Source organism: Halosolutus gelatinilyticus (genome assembly GCF_023028105.1).
GTDB classification, from domain to species: domain Archaea; phylum Halobacteriota; class Halobacteria; order Halobacteriales; family Natrialbaceae; genus Halosolutus; species Halosolutus gelatinilyticus.
This window is the reverse complement of the sequence record NZ_CP095491.1, coordinates 3,251,239-3,267,773: the sequence shown is the minus strand read 5'-3', so window position 1 is coordinate 3,267,773 and position 16,535 is coordinate 3,251,239. Positions and strand designations below refer to the sequence as shown.

General features: G+C 65.7%; 16 protein-coding genes and 1 tRNA gene. 3 read left to right on the top strand and 14 right to left on the bottom strand.

The window, feature by feature from the left end; all coding sequences use genetic code 11:
- The first annotated feature begins 433 nt into the window (after nucleotides 1-433).
- Nucleotides 434-1,852, top strand: coding sequence for a glycoside hydrolase family 28 protein (locus MUH00_RS16045; protein ID WP_247003991.1), 1,419 nt, complete (start codon nucleotides 434-436; stop codon nucleotides 1,850-1,852).
- 17 nt (nucleotides 1,853-1,869) lie between these two features.
- Here the strand turns inward: MUH00_RS16045 and MUH00_RS16040 are convergent, their stop codons facing one another.
- Nucleotides 1,870-2,517 carry a helix-turn-helix domain-containing protein gene (locus MUH00_RS16040; RefSeq protein ID WP_247000296.1) on the bottom strand — a complete coding sequence of 216 codons (648 nt, stop codon included), beginning with the start codon at nucleotides 2,515-2,517 and terminating at the stop codon, nucleotides 1,870-1,872.
- A gap of 141 nt (nucleotides 2,518-2,658) precedes the next feature.
- On the opposite strand from MUH00_RS16040, the gene MUH00_RS16035 reads away from it, so the two are divergent.
- Complete coding sequence (locus MUH00_RS16035; protein WP_247000294.1) at nucleotides 2,659-3,102, top strand: ester cyclase; 444 nt, start codon at nucleotides 2,659-2,661, stop codon at nucleotides 3,100-3,102.
- Nucleotides 3,103-3,198: 96 nt separating this feature from the next.
- On the opposite strand, the gene MUH00_RS16030 is transcribed toward MUH00_RS16035, so the two are convergent.
- Nucleotides 3,199-3,272, bottom strand: a tRNA-Lys gene (locus MUH00_RS16030).
- Nucleotides 3,273-3,426: 154 nt separating this feature from the next.
- Between MUH00_RS16030 and MUH00_RS16025 the strand changes: the two genes are divergently transcribed.
- On the top strand, nucleotides 3,427-4,881 hold the full coding sequence (locus MUH00_RS16025) for a DHH family phosphoesterase (protein WP_247000291.1): 1,455 nt from the start codon (nucleotides 3,427-3,429) through the stop codon (nucleotides 4,879-4,881).
- Here MUH00_RS16025 and MUH00_RS16020 read toward each other — a convergent pair.
- The 12 genes from MUH00_RS16020 to MUH00_RS15965 form a co-directional block, all read right to left on the bottom strand.
- Complete coding sequence (locus MUH00_RS16020) at nucleotides 4,878-5,171, bottom strand: PRC-barrel domain-containing protein (protein WP_247000290.1); 294 nt, start codon at nucleotides 5,169-5,171, stop codon at nucleotides 4,878-4,880. The two genes, MUH00_RS16025 and MUH00_RS16020, sit on opposite strands and share 4 nt — an antisense overlap.
- A gap of 83 nt (nucleotides 5,172-5,254) precedes the next feature.
- Complete coding sequence (locus MUH00_RS16015; RefSeq protein ID WP_247000288.1) at nucleotides 5,255-6,136, bottom strand: helix-turn-helix transcriptional regulator; 882 nt, start codon at nucleotides 6,134-6,136, stop codon at nucleotides 5,255-5,257.
- 462 nt (nucleotides 6,137-6,598) lie between these two features.
- Nucleotides 6,599-7,723: a phosphotransacetylase family protein gene (locus MUH00_RS16010; protein ID WP_247000286.1), complete on the bottom strand. Its 1,125-nt coding sequence runs from the start codon at nucleotides 7,721-7,723 to the stop codon at nucleotides 6,599-6,601.
- On the bottom strand, nucleotides 7,720-9,816 hold the full coding sequence (locus MUH00_RS16005) for an acetate--CoA ligase family protein (protein ID WP_247000284.1): 2,097 nt from the start codon (nucleotides 9,814-9,816) through the stop codon (nucleotides 7,720-7,722). The genes MUH00_RS16010 and MUH00_RS16005 overlap by 4 nt, the downstream gene beginning before the upstream one ends.
- Before the next feature lie 96 nt (nucleotides 9,817-9,912).
- A complete protein-coding gene (locus tag MUH00_RS16000; RefSeq protein WP_247000268.1) occupies nucleotides 9,913-10,944 on the bottom strand; it encodes a metal ABC transporter permease in 1,032 nt (343 codons plus the stop codon).
- The gene (locus MUH00_RS15995) at nucleotides 10,944-11,684 is read right to left on the bottom strand and encodes a metal ABC transporter ATP-binding protein (RefSeq protein WP_247000266.1); all 741 of its coding nucleotides are present in this window, start codon (nucleotides 11,682-11,684) and stop codon (nucleotides 10,944-10,946) included. Before MUH00_RS15995 ends, MUH00_RS16000 begins: the two co-directional genes overlap by 1 nt.
- Nucleotides 11,681-12,718, bottom strand: a complete 1,038-nt coding sequence (locus tag MUH00_RS15990) for a metal ABC transporter solute-binding protein, Zn/Mn family (protein ID WP_247000263.1) — start codon at nucleotides 12,716-12,718, stop codon at nucleotides 11,681-11,683. The genes MUH00_RS15995 and MUH00_RS15990 overlap by 4 nt, the downstream gene beginning before the upstream one ends.
- 177 nt (nucleotides 12,719-12,895) lie before the next feature.
- The gene (locus tag MUH00_RS15985; protein WP_247000261.1) at nucleotides 12,896-13,372 is read right to left on the bottom strand and encodes a YbaK/EbsC family protein; all 477 of its coding nucleotides are present in this window, start codon (nucleotides 13,370-13,372) and stop codon (nucleotides 12,896-12,898) included.
- Between the two features lie 77 nt (nucleotides 13,373-13,449).
- A complete protein-coding gene (locus MUH00_RS15980) occupies nucleotides 13,450-13,860 on the bottom strand; it encodes a DUF7988 family protein (RefSeq protein WP_247000258.1) in 411 nt (136 codons plus the stop codon).
- Nucleotides 13,861-13,922: 62 nt separating this feature from the next.
- Nucleotides 13,923-15,062, bottom strand: a complete 1,140-nt coding sequence (locus tag MUH00_RS15975) for a YihY/virulence factor BrkB family protein (protein WP_247000256.1) — start codon at nucleotides 15,060-15,062, stop codon at nucleotides 13,923-13,925.
- A gap of 403 nt (nucleotides 15,063-15,465) precedes the next feature.
- Complete coding sequence (locus MUH00_RS15970; RefSeq protein WP_247000255.1) at nucleotides 15,466-15,741, bottom strand: PadR family transcriptional regulator; 276 nt, start codon at nucleotides 15,739-15,741, stop codon at nucleotides 15,466-15,468.
- Between the two features lie 459 nt (nucleotides 15,742-16,200).
- Nucleotides 16,201-16,347 (bottom strand): hypothetical protein, encoded by a 147-nt coding sequence (locus MUH00_RS15965; protein ID WP_247000254.1) that lies wholly within the window; start codon nucleotides 16,345-16,347, stop codon nucleotides 16,201-16,203.
- Nucleotides 16,348-16,535: the final 188 nt, after the last annotated feature.

The following is a 16,535-nucleotide window of genomic DNA, read 5'->3' as shown; positions in this document are numbered from 1 at the left end:
GGCCACGACCGGTACCCGACGATTGCCGCTAGGACCACGGCCTCGACGAGGCGGTTCCCCGAAACGATCGTCCGCTCGATCTCGATGCCGTCCGAGGTGTTTCGTCGGAATCCCCGTGGGTGGGTAATCGTGGGACCGTCCCACGCACTTCGAGCCAGTGCAACTGTTTCGTTCGCCGCCGCGTCGCCGGGCTCGATCGCCGAACGCCGCGGCGGAGTGGCCGATCGCCCCGCCGTCGAGCCGACCCGTTTTGCGCCGGAAAATGGTTCCGCGCCAACTCGTTCGAATACCGCGACAGTTTCGAGCGGAACTTACGACGAGTATACGTAACACCCCTCGCTCTCGAGGGGGAGTCGTGACATCGAACCGCGAACGCAATCTGACGTGTAGTCGACGATCGTACCTGCAGGGCAGTCTCGTCGGTCTCGGATCGATGGTCTCGATCGCCGGCGTCGCGTCCGCGCACAGTCTCGAAGATCACTACGCAACCGTGGTCGACGTGGTCGATGCCGGCGCGGACGACGAGGGCGAAGAGTCCGTCACGCCCGTGCTTCAGGAGCACGCCGGCGACGATACGCTCCTCAAGTTCCCGTCGGGACGGTACTACATGGACGAACAGCTTCGGGTAACCGGCTTCGAGAACCTCGGCTTCGTCGGGGACGGGGCGACGCTCGTGCCGGCGAGCTACCACGAGTTCGACGGACCGCAGTACCGCCTGTTCCGGCTGGGGACCAGCGATAGACCGGGACGCGACCTCCGGTTCGAGAACTTCGACGTCGACCAGACGGCTTCGGACACGGGAATTCGCGTCATCAGCGCCGAAGTCGAGGACGGATTGTCCGTCCGCCGCGTCACGATCCACGGCGTCCACGACAGCGGGACGTGGGGCCCGGGGCTGTTCAACGTGCTCGATCCCGACGGGAGCGGTCTCGTCTATTGCTTCCGCGCGACCGACGGCGCACTCCACGTCGATGACGCACCGAACGACGGCATGTGGCGCGGCCCGACCGGAATCAGCGTCAACCAGCACCATCGCGGCACGCTCGTCTTCCGGAACTGCAGCCTCGGCGGCTTCCCGGACAACGGGCTGTACGTCTCCAGCGAGACCGGCCGGGTCGACGTCGAGCGCGGCTGGTATCAAAACAGCGGCACCGCCTCGATCCGTCTGAGCGGTCGCCGCGGAACGATCACCGACGCCGTTGCCGTCGTCAACGCGGATCCGCACGGCTCGGTCGGCCAGCACCCGATTCGCCTCGACGGCGGCGATCGGTTCGAGCTCGACGGCGTCACCGTCGACGCTCCGCAGCCGAACGGCGACGCGATCAAGATCATGAACGCCGTCGACGAAACGACGATCTCGAACGCGGAGATCACCGTCGGCGAGGCGCCGAACAACGGGATCATGATCGGTGCCGGAGCGGGGCCGACCACCATCGAAGACGTCGACGTCGAGGTCAACGGGAGCGCCAACGCGGTCCGGATCCTCGGCCAGGACGCCGGAGCGGTCGAACTGGACGACGTGCGGATCACCGGTGACGCCCCGGGGACCCGGCTCCGGCACGCGATCTACTGCGAGCGGAACGAGTCCCGGTTCACCGACCTCGACGTTCACCAACCCGGGGACGACAAACGCCGCGGACTCGAACTCCGCGGCGAGGACTACCTCGTCGCCGACAGCGAGTTCGAGACGACCCACGTTCCGATCGTCATCAACGGCGCCGACGGGGTCCGGATCGAGAACTGCACCGCGCGGACAATCGAGGGACCGCACTCCCTTCGAATTATCAGCGACTCGGGCTCCGTTTCGCTCGCGGACAACGACTTCCCCGCGGGCGTGCGGGACGATCGGTAACTGCTCTCGGAGTACGACTACCGATCGGAATCACCGGACGTGTTGGCGACGAATTCGTTGATGATCCGGCTCTCGGCGCGATGTAGCAGCCTACTCGCCGACGATCTCCGGACGTTCAGCGCCGTCGCCAACTCGGCGACCGTACACTCCCGAGGAGTCTCGTAGTACCCGCGCTCGATCGCCTCGTCGATGACTTCCCACTGGCGATCCGTCAAGAGCGCTCTCGAATCGGCGGATTGGGTCAATGACAGGATTCGGTACGGAATGCCGGCCGCGGCTAACTCGTCCGTGTATTTCGACAGCCGTTCGTGCGGGGCTACTAGCATCACGGTAAACCACCCGTCTCGGAGGATCGTCGGATAGAGCGAGACGTTCTTCGATCTGCGCAGCGGGTTATACGACTTCGAGCGCCGGGTCACGAATCGCAGCAGCACCATCTGCTCGTCGGTGTGAACGACTTCGAGAGAGCTGACTTCGGGCGCGTTTTCGAACCGCTGGACCAGCGCATCCCCGTCCGACGTCCGCACTTCGAGGATCACGAGCGCGCCCTCGTCGCGTAACTGGGTCGCCAGGATCCGGAATTCGGCGTCGGGAAACGCAGCGGAGATCGTCGCTAACCATCCGTCGACCGCCATCCCGTCGAGTTTCACTCGCAGTTTCGGCATCGTATCGCGACGGTAGCGCCCGGATGACTTAAAGACAGTACCATGTTTCTACGCGAACTCACGCCGATTCGTTTCCTTCTATCGATCGGGTTGCGACGAATCGGCAGTTCGGCGCGCGACCCGAAATCGAGGCCATCACCCATGTCCGATACGTCACTATCACCGCAAGAGGAAGAACACGAGCGAATCGCCCGGCGTATTCCGGAGACGGTCTTCGGAGACGGCGATCTCGACCTGCTCGACGAACTGTACGCGGAGGACGCCGTCGATCACAACGCTTTCGGGGACCAGCAGGGCCGCGAGGCGATTCGAGAGTCGTACGAAGCCTTTCTCCGGGCGTTTCCGGACGTCTCCCAGACCGTCGAGGACGTCGTCGTGGACGGCGACCGAGTCGCGATGTTCATCACGAGCCGAGGAACGCACGAAGGCGACCTCTGGGGAATCGAACCGACCGGAACAGAGATCGAGGTACAGCAGATGGCGTTCACCCGCATCGAGGACGGGCAAATCGCCGAACGATGGTTCCTCCCGGACAACCTGAGTCTCCTCCACCAACTCGGCGTCGTCGACTTCCCGCCGGAGTGACGCCGCTCCGATCGATTTTTCGCTCTCGTCCCTGTTCATCTCCGAAAAGGTAGCAACGCTCGCGGATCGATCGTCTACACGCGGAAGAACGGTTAGCGGGCCGGGCGCGATTTGAACACGCGACCGTCTGATTAAGAGTCAGACGCTCTGCCTAACTGAGCTACCGGCCCTACACCTCCGACTTTCGCCCACGGACTAAAATACGTTTCCTTTGGCAGACGGCGTGTCAGAGCGGGGCAAGCGTTCCTTGAACCGCGCTGATCGATCAAAATTCGTACTGATCTTCGGGAGCGTTAAGTGCTGTGGGTCCGACCAAACGGTCAAATGAGCACGGGGGTTACCATCTCGTCGATCTCTGATTACGCTATTCTGGGCTGCGGGAGCGTCGGCTACGCCGTCGCGGAGGAGCTCGTCGAGCAGGGGAAGGACGTCCTGATCATCGATCGGGACGAGAGCCGCGTCGAATCGCTCCGTGATCAGGACTTAGACGCGCGCACTGCCGACATCGTGGAAGCCGAGGCCGCTGACCTCGTCGCCGATCGGGACGTCGTGTTGATCCTCGCGTCCGACGTGGAAGCGAACAAACACGCCGTCGAGAACATCCGCGAACTCAACGACGGCCAGTTCGTCGTCGTGCGCGCAAGTGATCCCGTTTCGGGCGATGAACTCGAAGCGCTCGGCGCCGACATCGTCATCAACCCGTCCTCGGTCATCGCCGAGTCCGCGCTCCGGGCGCTGGAATCCGGCGAACTCGAGTACAACGCCGGGAAACTCGCCGCGTTGCTCGAACAGACGGGGACGCGACTGGCGATCGTCACCCAGGACAGCCCGGACCCGGACTCGATCGCCAGCGCGGCGGCGCTGCAGGCGATCGCCGACCACCTCGGCATCGAGTCGGACATCATCTACCTCGGCGACGTCGGCCACCAGGAGAACCGCGCGTTCGTCAACCTGCTCGGAATCGATCTGGTCCAGTGGGACGAGGTCGGAGATCGATCGATCTACGACACCGTCGCGCTCGTCGATCACGCGACCTCCGCGGAGTCGGAGATGGACCTCCCGGTCGACATCGTCATCGACCACCACGAACCCGAGCGCGAGTACGAACCCGAGTTCGTCGACATCCGGCCGAACATGTCCTCGACGTCGACGATCATGACGAAGTACATCCAGGAGTTCGACATGAACGTCTCCGAGGAGGTCGCCACCGCGCTCCTGTACGGTATCCGCGCGGAGACGCTGGATTTCAAACGCGACACCACCCCCGCCGACCTCACCGCGGCCGCGTACCTCTACCCGTTCGCGAACCACGACACGCTCGAACAGGTCGAGTCGCCGTCGATGTCCCCCGAAACCTTAGACGTCCTCGCCGAGGCGATCGCCAACCGGGACGTCCAGGGGAGCCACCTCGTCTCCAACGCCGGCTTCGTCCGCGATCGCGAGGCGCTCACGCAGGCCGCGAGTCACCTGCTCAACCTCGAAGGCGTGACGACGACCGCCGTCTTCGGCATCGCCGACGAGACGATCTTCCTCGCGGGTCGGTCGAAGGACATCCGGATCAACATCGGCAAGGTGCTCGACGACGCCTACGGCGAGATCGGCGAGACGGCGGGCCACTCGACGCAGGCCAGCGCGGAGATTCCGTTGGGGATCTTCACCGGCATCGAGATCTCGGAGGACACGCGGGACACGCTCCTCGAGTTGACCGAGGAGGCGGTCAAACGAACGCTGTTCGACGCGATGGGTGTCGAAGGGAGCGAAGGATCGAACGGCAGCTAGGCGACGAGTTCGTTCTCTTCCTCGTCCGGTTCGCGAACGCGTTCGACGACGTCGTTGATCAGGATGACGTCGCCGACGGCGCGGACCCAGCGGTAGGGAACGATGACGCCCTGTCCGCCTCGCGCCTCGTCCGCGAACAGTTCGCTGTTGAGGTTGCCGAGCGCGAGCCCGGTCACCGCTTGACCGTCGACGTTCAACTGGAGGTCTTCGACTTCGCCGACGAAAATGCCGTTGTTGGAGTACACTTCGCGACCGACGAGGGAGGTTATCTCTTGAGGAGTGTCGTCCATGTCAGGGCCCATGCGTGGCTGGCTCTTAATTCTTGGTCAGACGTGACAGTCGCGCGAACCCGAATTCGATTCGCCTGCGACGATCACCGGTTGTCCGCGAGGGTGAGCGGCCGCGCGTTCGCGCGGACCGACGCGAACTTCGTCCGCGCCCACTCCAGCGCCGCGGGACCGTCGTTGGCCAGCAGCCCCAGCGGCTCGCCGCCCTCGCAGACGACGAGGACGACGAGCGATTCGGACGCCCGATCGCCGGGTGAACGATCGGATCGCGAGCGATCGCTCGCCTCGCCGTTTTCGACGATCAGGAGGGCGTAGGGCAACGATCGAGCCGTCTCGTACAGCGCGAGCCGTCCGGACTCGAGCGCGTCGGCGGTCGGCCGCCGGAACCCGGTGAGCAACTCGCCGATCGCATCGCCGGGGAGCGCGACCTCGACGGAAACGCCGTCGCGGATCGCGCGGGTGTACGCGCCCACGAGGTGCGAGTCGAGACACGGAACGAACGCGCGGTGGTGCGCCTCGGATCGCGTCTCGAGGAGCGCCTCGAGAGCCGCGACCGGCTCGCCGGTGTCGGCCTCGAGAACCGCGTGATCGACGGCCTCTCGATCGATCTCCCGACCGGCGAACAGGAGGTCCGCACCGGCGAGGAGTCGCGGATCGATCGACGCGTCGGCCGGAAGCGCTCCGAGGAGCGCACCCGCGGCGGCGAAATCGTCGATCCGGTCGGCGAGCCGATCGAACTCCGCGAGCGCGAGCGTGCCGGCGATCGTCGTCCGATACTGCCCGTCGATTCGCTCGATGAGTCCGGCGGCTTCGAGTTCCGAGAGCCCCCTGTCGACCGTCGATCGAGACGCCTCGAGCCGCTCGGTGAGGGTCGCGGGGGTCGCGGATTTCGCTGCGAGGCCTCGCAGTACCGGCGCTCGTCGAAGCAAGACGCCGAGCACCGTCGGTTCGACCGCTTCCCCACCCATCGGTAACACGCACGCGACGGATACACAAAATAATTCTTGCCGCGGTGCCTTCGAACGGGGATATCCCGAAATACTTCCTGTCGAAACGCTCTTGAACGGGGAGACCGCACGAAGCGACGGCGGCGTTCGCGCACGACGGAACAGCGTCGGCCGGGGTGGATCACCCGTCGAGAGAGCGGCCCGAGTATTTAAAAAAGGGAAATGTTTAATTAGTAGTTTCAGGAACTGGGATGTGGACCGACGAATGAGTGTATAGGTATAGAGAGTGAAGTACCTGCTGCCGGGGTGCCTCTGACAACCGGCTCGGTTCCGGGGCGGCCGATTTGCCCGGATTGGCTCCCTGGGAACTATTTCGTGCGACGAATATCGATATTCCGACCAGCCTGCGATTCGTCCGCCGATCGGCGGACGCGTTTCGGCGCGGAATCCTTCGAGAGCGCGACGGCCGCCGAACGGCGGTCGTTACCGAAGGATCGCGTCGACGTCGGCGTGGTCGGTCAACAGCGTCTGCATGCGATCGACCGTCGCCGCATTCCGCGTTCGCCCGCTCCGGACGACGTCTTCGGCCCGTTCGACGGTCGTGAGCGTATCCGTCCGGACGGCCAGGACGGGAACGTCCTTCTCGGCCGCCTGACCGAGGACCGCGCCCGACGGGCGGTGGCCGCCGGTCAGGATGAGACACTTGACGCCGGGCGCTTCGAGGGCGGCCGTGTGGATCTCCGCGCGGTCGCCGCCGGTGATGACCGCGGCGTCTTTCGTCCGTCGGAAGTGACGCAGCGCGCTGTCGGCCCCCATCGCCCCGACGGTGAACCGTTCGACGTAGACGTCGTCCCCGTCATCGACGAGTCGCGTTGCGCCGAGTTCGTCCGCGAGCTCGGCCACGGTTACGCCGGACAGCTGTCGTTCGCTCGGCAGCACGCCGAAGACGGTGACGTCCCGGTCTTCGAGGAACGGAACGACATCGGTCTCGAGTCGATCGTAGGCCGCGTCGGGGACGTCGTTGAAGAGGACACCGTCGAGTCGATCGCCGAAGGCGTCGGCCGCGGCGAGGACGGCGTCGATATCTCCGGGAACCTCGTAGGGAGCGACGAGTGCCACGCGCGCGTCGAGCAGCTCCGCGATGTCCGCGTCGGTGAGGTCGACGATGCCGCCCACCTCGTAATCGCCGCCGCCCTCGAGGAACATCCGATCGCGGCCGTCGGCGAGCGACTCGAACGCTTCGCGGACGCGATCGCGGAGTTCGTCGCGATCCTCGCGGCCGCGGATCGCCTGCTCGATGAACGTCGGCGAGTAGACGATCGGTTCGAGGTCGTGGAGTTCGGCGTCGAGGTCGAGCAGTTCGCGCGCGAGCATCGGATCCTCGTCCAGCGTCTTGCCGACGTTGCTCTGCAGCCGGGTCCCCTTCGGTTTCATGTAGCCCACGCTGTCACCCTCGCTCGCGGCGAGTCCGGCCAGCGCCAGCGTGACGGCCGTCTTGCCCGTGCTCTCCTCGAGCGAACCGACGAGGACGGTCTCGACGCCGTCGCTCGCGTCGCTCGTACTGTCGTGGGTGTCGTGGGTGTCGTGGGTCGTATCTGCGTCGGTCATAGTTCCTCCGTATCAAGGGTGAGTCTGAGGTCGATCGCCCGTACGCCATCCGGCCCCGCGACGAGCGGGTTGACGTCGAGTTCGAGGATCGCCGGGAAGTCCGTCACCAGTTGCGAGAGCCGCTGGAGCGTCTCGACGACCGCGTCGACGTCCGCCGGATCCCGGCCCCGGGCGCCGCGCAGCAGCGGCGCGGCCTGGATCTCGTCGACCATCTCTCGGGCCTCGGTCTCGCCGATCGGGGCCACTCGAACCGACGTATCCTCCAAGATCTCGACGAAGATACCGCCGAGGCCGAACAGCAACAGCGGCCCGAACTGCGGGTCGCGGTTCATCCCGACGATGGTTTCAGTCGAGGCGTCGAGATCCAGCATCTCCTGGACCTGTACCCCCAGGATCGTCGCGTCGGGCTGGTAGTTGCGCGCCCGGGAGACGAGATCCTCGTAGGCGTCGTACACGTTTTCGTCCTCGACGCCGACCTTCACGCCCCCGATGTCGGACTTGTGGGTGATGTCGGGGCTGACGATCTTCATCACCACCTCGCCGTCGATCGCTTTCGCGACCTCGCGGGCGCGATCGGGATCGTCGACGATCTCGCCCTCGGGCGTCGGGATGCCGTAGGCGTCGAGCAGCGCCATCGATTCGACGCCGAGTCGATTGGTACCTCGCTCGGCCGCGCGCTCTAAGATCCCGCGGGCTCGCTCCCGATCGACGTCGAACTCGGTGGGGGCGTCGGCCGTTCGCTCGCGGACGGTTCGATAGCGAGCGAGCGCGTCCAGGCCGGCCACAGCGCGCGCGGGGTCAAAGTAGTTCGGGACGCCGACCTCCCGGAGCGCTTCCTCGGCGGCGCGGGCGCGTGTGCCGCCCATCAGGCAGGTGACGACGGGTTTGTCGTGGTCGTCGCGCTTCTCGACGATCGTCTCGGCCAGAACGTCGTACTCGAGCACCGCGGTCGGCGCGCTGACGACGACGGCGCTGCCCACGTTCGGATCGGCCAGCGCGAGATCGAGGGCCTCGCCGAACCGATCGACGTCGGCGTCGCCGATCGCGTCGATCGGGTTGTAGACGTTGGCCTCCTCGGGCATCGCCTCGGTCAGCGCGTCGATCGTTTCGTCGGTGAACTCGGCCATCTTCAGGGTCGAGTCGCCGACCGCGTCGGTCGTCAGCACGCCGGGACCGCCCGCGTTCGTGACGACCGCGACGCCGTCGGTCTCGGGTTCGGGAAGTCCCGACAGCGCGCGCGCGTAGTCGAACAGCTCCTGGACCGATCGAGCGCGGATGACGCCGGCCTGTTCGAGGCCGGCCTCGTAGGCCCGCTCGCTGCCGGCGATCGCGCCCGTGTGCGACGACGCGGCCTGCGCGCCCGCGTCCGTCCGGCCGGATTTGACGAGGACGATCGGCGTGTCGTTGGCGACCTCGCGGGCCGTCCGAACGAACTCACCGCCGTCGTCGATCCCCTCCAGGTAGCCGATGATGACGTCCGTGTCGGGGTCGTCACCCCACTCGCGGACGAAGTCCGTCTCGTCGAGTACGGTCTTGTTGCCCAGCGAGACGACGTCCTGAAAGCCGATCCCCTGCTCGTTGGCCCAGTCTAAGACCGCGGTGATGAACGCCCCCGACTGGCTCATAAAGGAGATCGAGCCGTCGAGCGCGCTCTCGGGACCGAACGTCGCGTTCATGCCGACGTCGGTCGCCATCACGCCCAGGCTGTTAGGCCCGACGACCGCGAGATCGTACTCCTCGGCGACCTCGCGGAGCCGGCGCTCGCGGTCCGCTCCCTCGCCGCCCGTCTCGGAGAACCCCGCGGTGATCACGACGACGTGTCGCGTCCCCGCCTCGCCGATCTCGCGGAGTGTCTCGATCACGGCGTCGGGCGGGACGACGACCACCGCGAGGTCGATCGCCGGCGCGCTCGTCACGTCCGGATAGCACTCGAGCCCGAGGACCACCTCCCGGTTTGGGTTGATCGGGACGACCGTCCCTGCGAACTCATCGCGCAGGTTCTCGACGATCGCCCGACCGACGGCCCCCTCGCGGTCGGTCGCGCCGACCACGCCGACGGTCTCGGGGTCGAATAGTTCGGATAACCGTCCCATCGAGTGAACCTTGTCGGAGGCTCCGGTTAAGCGTATAGCTTACTCCCAGAAGGCGGTGATACCGGAACGGAACGTCGTCCGGACGGCGTCGGCCGATCAGTGCATCGACAGCGCCGTCGCCGATCGGCCGGATGCGAGGACGGCGAGCAGGTAGATCGCGATCGCGACGACGACGATCGAGCCGCCGGCGGGGAGGCTCTGTGAGATCGAGAACGCGAAGCCGCCGACGATCGAGAGCTGGCCGAACAGGATCGAGAGGTACAGCGTCTCGCGGAAGCTGTTCGAGACCTGCGTCGCGGCCGCGACGGGCACGACGAGCATTGCGGCGACGAGGATGACGCCGAGGATCTGCATCGCGCCGACGACGACGATGGCCGTCATCACGACCAGGAGGGTGTTGTACCACGTCACGTTGAGTCGGGCGACGCGGGCGGCCTGCTCGTCGAACGTGATGAAGAGCAGTTGCTTGTAGGTTGCCAGCACCGCGACGACGACGATGAGGCTGAGAACGGCCATCATCCGGGCGCCGGAGGGGGTGACGATCGAGAGGTTCCCGAACAGGAAGTTGTCGATGCTGATCCCCGTCAGGCCCCGGCCGTAGCTGATGATGAGCGTGCCCACGGCGAAGCTCCCGGTGAGCATGATCGCGATCGGGACGTCGCCGTAGGTGTCAGTTCGTTCGGCCAGCCACTGGACGCCGAGCGCGCCGAGGACGCCGACGACGAGAGCAACGAGCAATAGCGACCCGCTCCAGCTGGTCGTCGCGCTGAACAGGAGGCCGATCGCGACGCCGGCGAACGCCGTGTGGGCGAGCGTCTCGCCGATCAACGCCATCTCGCGGTGGACGAGGTAGGTGCCGACCAGCGGGGCGACGACGCCGACGAAGACGCCGGTCGCGAACGATCGCCACATGAACGGGTGGTAGAAGACGTTCGTCCCGAGGACGTCGTCGAGCAGCCAGCCGGCTAACCGGAGCTGCTCGTAGACCGGCGCGACGAGCGGGTACGCCCGCAGCCAGTCGACGACGAGCAGCGCGGCCATCGCGACTGCCAGCAGCCCAGTGAGCGCGACGCCGGCGAGTTCGAGTCGGTATCTCGTGGATCCGGAGAGTGCGGCCGTCGAAGTCATTAGTGGTGGTGGTGGACGACCTGTCCGGTCGAGCCGTACGCTTCGGCGAGCGCGTCGCTGTCGACGAACGACTCGGTGTCGCCGTGGTGGTACAGTTCCGTGTTGATGCAGGCGATCCGATCGGCGCGATCGGTGACGACGCCGATGTCGTGTTCGATCAGGATGATCGTGATCCCGGACGCGTTGAGCGAGTCGAGCAGCCGGTAGAACGCGTCCCGAGACTCGGCGTCGACGCCGACCGTCGGCTCGTCGAGCGCGAGCAGGTCGGCCTCGGAGGCGAGCGCCCGGGCAATGTACACGCGTTGGCGCTGTCCGCCCGAGAGGTCGGTGATCCGCCGATCGGCCAGCTCGGCGATGTTCACCGTCTCGAGCGCCTCGTCGACGACCTCGCGATCGTCGTCGGTCAGCCGCGACAGCCCCGCGTGGGCGAACCGGCCCATCGTCACCGCCTCGCGGACGGTGACGGGCATCGTTCCGCCCCGGTTCGTCGCCTGCTGGGAGACGTAGCCGATGCGCTCGCCCGCGTCGAACTCGTCGACGGGCCGGCCGAACAGTTCGATCGAGCCCTCGTCGGGGCTGCGGAGGCCGAGCATGAGGTGCAGGAGGGTCGTCTTCCCCGAGCCGTTAGGGCCGATCAGCCCGAGGAAGTCACCCTCCTCGACGGTCAGCGAGACGTCTCGTACGGCCGGCTGGTCGCTGTAGGCGAACGTCACGTTTTCGAGTGAGACGACGGAAGTCACTGTGCTCCAAGTGCGTCTCTGAACGCGGGGAGATTTATCTCTTGCATTTGCTCGACGTATCCCCACCCCTGGTCGGCCCACTTCCGGAGCGTCCCCTCGATCGGCGTGACCGGGACGGCGTCGGTCGCCGCGCTGTCCTCGACGAGCGTCGCCGCGAGCGGCGGCAGATCGCCCTCGCCGGGCGCCGCGAACCGATCGTAGAGGATCGTGTCGATCCCCTCCTGCTCGATGAGCTCGATCGTGCCGGAGATCTCGTCGTGGCTCGGCTCGTCCTGGGGCGAGACGCCGATCGGCGAGTGAAGTTCGAACCCGTAGCGGACCTGGAGGTACTGGTAGGAGTTGTGGCCCGCGAGGACGCCCACGTCGCGATCGGCGTCGTCGATCAGCGTGCTGAACTCCTCGTCGATCCCGGCGAGTCGATCGTTGTAGGTAGCGGCGTTGTCCGCAAACGCGTCGGCGGCGTCCGAATCGGCGTCGGCGAGACCGTCGGCGATATTGGTCACGAGGTCCTGTGCGAGCACCGGATCGACCCAGACGTGCGGATCGATGTTCCCGTGATCGTGTTCGCCCCCCTCGTCGTGCTCGTGATTGTGATCGCCATGGCCGCCTTCCCCGTGCTCGTCGCGCTCGCCCGCGCCGTCGTGATTCCAGGCGAGCAGTTCGCCCTCGAGCCCCGCGAGAACGTCGATCACGGCGACGGTATCGTAGTCGGCCTCGAGCGTCTCCGCCGCGTCCTGCGCCCAGGAGAACTCGGGCGTATCGAGATAGACGAACGCGTCGTTCGAGGCGATATCTCGAACGAGGTCCCCCTCGGGTTCCCAGCCGTGGCCCATCTCGCCGATCGGAACCGGGTTCTCGAAGTCGGCTTCGTCCCCGGCCACCTCCCGGGTCCAGTCCCACAGCGAGAAGAAGGCGGCGTACCCGGTCTCGACGCCGTCCGCCCCGCTCGCAACGTCGTCGAGACAGCCCGCGAGGCTGCCCGCCGCGAGCGCCCCCGCACTGCCCTGTAGCACCGATCGTCGTGTCAGCTTCATACTCGTCCATACGAGCCACTGGCTAAAAGAGTTATTATCTTATTCGATATTATTATTAACTCGTGTCTGCCAAGGCGCCTTCGGTTAACAACAACTGGCGCAGTGACAGGGTGTCGTTGTTAACACCGTCCGATCGCGGACCCCGAACCGCTCGCCGCGACTCGAACGGCGAGCGGGTCACTCGGTGACCGGCGCCGGACGCGCGTTGGCGTACCGCCGAAGTTCGTCTGGGACGATCGGGAAGACGGCTTCCGGCGTCCCGGCGGCCGCCCAGACGGTCTCGTGGCCGAGGAGGGTCTCGTCCATCACGATCGGAACCGACTCGTCGTGACAGAAGGGCGGGACGCCCCCGATCGACCATCCCAGCGTCTCCTTGATCCGATCGGCGTCGGCCATCGAGACCGCGTCGGCCCGGGCGTCGAACGCCTCGGCGAGCGCGGCTTCGCTCACGCGGTTCGCCCCGCTCGTGACCGAGACGACGAGGGTCCCGTCGACGTCGAACGCCAGCGAACTGGCGATCTGGGCGACGTCACAGCCGACCGCCGCGGCGGCGTCGGCCGCGGTCTTCGTTCCTTCGGGAAACTCCTCGACGGCGGGGTCGAACCCGTAGCACTCCCGTGCTCGCTCGGCGAAAGTGGCTGCGCGCGGATGCATCGTCACCCACTGTTCGCTCCGCGGAGAAAAATCGTACTGATGACCGGTTCCGGACGTGACGGGTCGATCGCATCCGACTACTCGAGTGAGACCTCGATTTTGACGCCGTTGCGCCGCCGGTAAGCCGGTCCCGGATCGCGGACGACGTCGAAGACGTCGAACCTGATCACCAGCCGCCCGGCGCCGATCGTCGCCCGGAGGACGGGCCCGCGACTCGTGACGACGACGTACGGCGGCGCCGAGACGGGGGGTGCCGGGAGCTCGGCGCCCGCCGCGGCGACCGCATCCGCGAGCACGATCGGCAGCCGCTCGAGGGCGCCGCTCGATTCGAGGCCCGCCCGAAGCGATCGGACCACCCGCTCGGAGTCGGTCGTCCGCGAGGTATCCCACGGTGCCGCGACCTGATCCGCGCAGCGATCGATCGCGTCGACGATCGCGGCGTGTTCCTCCTGAATCCGACGGCGCGCGTCCCGTACCGGATGCGACACGGCTTGTGCTGGAACGCCGACGTACTAATGTGTCCCGCCTCTCCGGCCGGGTCGTCGCCGGCTTACTCGCTCCGACTCTGGACCGTTCCGACCCGCAGGCGGTCGACCCGCGCCAGGAGCCTCCGAAGCGCCCGATTCCACGGGGGTTTGCGGCGGGATTCGACCTGATCCCGGAGCGCCTCGTTCTCGCGTTCGAGTTCCCTGGTCCGCCGTTCGAGGCGATCGACGCGGTCTTCGAGTTCGTATCGACGCTCCCGCTGGACCGCCAGATCCTGCTGGAGTTTGTCTCGTTCGCGAGCGAGCGCCGACGCTCGCTCGGCGAGTCGGTCGCGCTCCCGTTTGACCGAGGTCGGGAGAGCGCCCCGTTCGGACGAGTCCCCCACGCCGGTCGCGCTCCCGGTGACCGCGTCGTCGCGATCGATGTGACCGGTGTAGGTCGCGTTGACGACCGCGCCGGTGAGCAGGACCAGGCCCCCGAAGTACAGCCACGTGAGCACCAGCAGGATCGCGCCGACCGGACCCGCGGATTCGGAGCCGCTCGCGATCGCCACGTACACTTGGAACAGCGACTGGAGGATCGCCCAGCCGATCGCCGCGACGACGACGCCCGGCACCACGTCCCGGATCGACACGTCGACGTCGGGAAAGAGGTAGTACATCGGCAGGAAGGCGACGGTGAGGCCGACGACGAGCAGAATCGGATTCAGCAGTCCGATAAAGAGGCTGTCGGGGAAGAAGGCGAACACGACGCTCGCCGCGCCCGCGGCGAGCAGCGCCAGCCCGATCGCGCCGAGCGCGACGATCGCATCCGTAAGCTGTTCGACGAACGAGTTCTCGGTCGCCGAGTTATAGATCTCCGAGAACGCGGTGTCGAGCCCGCGGAAGATCTTCAGCGATCCCCACAGGACCACGACCAGGCCGATGATCGACGACCCGGCGGTCGCCGGCGAGTCCTCGATCGCGCTCTCGAGCAGGAGTTGCCCGCTCTCGGGGAGAAACCCCTCGGTCGCGGCGGTGACCTGGGTGGCCAAGCCCTCGTCGCCGACGACCGTGACGAGGAAGAACACGAGAACGAGCATCGGAATCAGCGAAATGAACGCCTGATAGGCGATGCTGGCGGCCATGAACGGTACGTTCTTCTCTCGAATTCCGCTCACGACTCCCTTCGCGAACTGTACCGCACCGTGGCTCTCGGCGGACATACCGGCTCGGAGTCGCGCTGAACCGATAGCCGGCTAGCTTGCAAGTTCCGCTTCGTCGCGACCATCGCGACGGTGCGCACCGCGACGGCGAGGCGGCGGCTCATCGGCGCGAGAGACTATCGGCGATCCACCGACGCCGACTCCGATCGCCGCTTCCGCGGACGGAACTCGCACTCGGAGTCGATCGTCCGAGTCCGAGAACCCACGGCGCACCCGCGACGGTCTCCTCGACGATCGCGCGATTCGGCGCTTCAGCCGACGGCGGGGACGATAGGGAGAAACGGAACAGCAATAGCGACGTCGAGTCGCCGTAGCGTCTCGAAGCACACCCAGGTAGCGACGCTCACGAGGAGTCCGGCTACCGGCCCACCGGCGTGATAATCGATCGCGACGCGACCGCGCCTTACAGGTCGACGTACTGGGACTCCCACTCCCTGCGTGCTTCGAGTTCTCGGCGACCGCGCCGAGTGAGGGTGTAGAAGTTCGTCCGGCGGTCGCGTCGTCCCTTCTCGACCAGTCCCTTGTCGACGAGGGTGTCGAGGTTCGGGTACAGTCGACCGTGGTGAATCTCCTTCTCGTAGTACTGCTCGAGTTCTTCTTTGATCGCCAGTCCGTGGGGCTCCTCCTCGCCAGCGATGACGTAGAGCAAGTCACGCTGGAATCCTGTCAGGTCGTACATTGGGAAAGTACCACCTGAACTTACTGTCGAATTTTAATAAGGCTATCGGGTTGTTTCGATCGAAACAGGGCTATTACTATCGCGGGAGAGTCGTTTCGACCGCTTTCAAATGATAACGTCAGTGACGGATACGACGCGCGCATATACATAACCCCAGATTCATGTTTACAGTACAGAGAATACCTCTTTGGATACTTATCAACGGAAACGGCGACGGTGAGAATCGTCCGTAACCGGAGAGAATCCGGTGAAACGATCGGTGCCGTCGCTCCGTGTCGAGTAGAGTAAACAGGAAAGCAGATCGCGTGACGGGAAAAGTGTCACGCGATCGCTTGCCGCCCTGAATTGGTCCCCGCTGACGCTTCGGCCCTCCAAGCGAAGCGTCACGTGTTAGATTTTGCTGACAGTACTTAAATGTGTCGACACCGCCGGGGATAATTCCCGTTCCCTTACACGTACTCAGATGTGTTCCTCTTCGAGTACCCAGCCGATCGCCCGCTTGTAGTACGTGAACATCTCCCTGACACCGTCGTGGCGCATCTCGTCACTCTCGAGGTGCTCCGTGAGGAACTCGTACTGCTCGCGGATTTCTTCTTCGTCGCGCATATGCGCGGTCATTCGTCCCGCCGAGGCAAAAAACGTCCCCCGTCGAAATCGCTAGTCGCGCATTGGAATCGAAGGCGTCCGATCGCTCGATACGGCGCGTAACGTTTCGATCGTAAGTGCGACTTTTTCCCGAAAACAATTCGCCAATTGACACGAATCGCGCTCGAACGACGACCTGTCCGCGTTCG

Excerpts from the sequence above, each read along its gene's own strand:
- MUH00_RS16045 (WP_247003991.1), top strand. The coding sequence starts at position 434 with ATGGTCTCGATCGCCGGCGTCGCGTCCGCGCACAGTCTCGAAGATCAC.
- MUH00_RS16040 (WP_247000296.1), bottom strand. The coding sequence starts at position 2,517 with ATGCCGAAACTGCGAGTGAAACTCGACGGGATGGCGGTCGACGGATGG.
- MUH00_RS16035 (WP_247000294.1), top strand. The coding sequence starts at position 2,659 with ATGTCCGATACGTCACTATCACCGCAAGAGGAAGAACACGAGCGAATC.
- MUH00_RS16025 (WP_247000291.1), top strand. The coding sequence starts at position 3,427 with ATGAGCACGGGGGTTACCATCTCGTCGATCTCTGATTACGCTATTCTG.
- MUH00_RS16020 (WP_247000290.1), bottom strand. The coding sequence starts at position 5,171 with ATGGACGACACTCCTCAAGAGATAACCTCCCTCGTCGGTCGCGAAGTG.
- MUH00_RS16015 (WP_247000288.1), bottom strand. The coding sequence starts at position 6,136 with ATGGGTGGGGAAGCGGTCGAACCGACGGTGCTCGGCGTCTTGCTTCGA.
- MUH00_RS16010 (WP_247000286.1), bottom strand. The coding sequence starts at position 7,723 with ATGACCGACGCAGATACGACCCACGACACCCACGACACCCACGACAGT.
- MUH00_RS16005 (WP_247000284.1), bottom strand. The coding sequence starts at position 9,816 with ATGGGACGGTTATCCGAACTATTCGACCCCGAGACCGTCGGCGTGGTC.
- MUH00_RS16000 (WP_247000268.1), bottom strand. The coding sequence starts at position 10,944 with ATGACTTCGACGGCCGCACTCTCCGGATCCACGAGATACCGACTCGAA.
- MUH00_RS15990 (WP_247000263.1), bottom strand. The coding sequence starts at position 12,718 with ATGAAGCTGACACGACGATCGGTGCTACAGGGCAGTGCGGGGGCGCTC.
- MUH00_RS15985 (WP_247000261.1), bottom strand. The coding sequence starts at position 13,372 with ATGCATCCGCGCGCAGCCACTTTCGCCGAGCGAGCACGGGAGTGCTAC.
- MUH00_RS15975 (WP_247000256.1), bottom strand. The coding sequence starts at position 15,062 with ATGTCCGCCGAGAGCCACGGTGCGGTACAGTTCGCGAAGGGAGTCGTG.
- MUH00_RS15970 (WP_247000255.1), bottom strand. The coding sequence starts at position 15,741 with ATGTACGACCTGACAGGATTCCAGCGTGACTTGCTCTACGTCATCGCT.
- MUH00_RS15965 (WP_247000254.1), bottom strand. The coding sequence starts at position 16,347 with ATGCGCGACGAAGAAGAAATCCGCGAGCAGTACGAGTTCCTCACGGAG.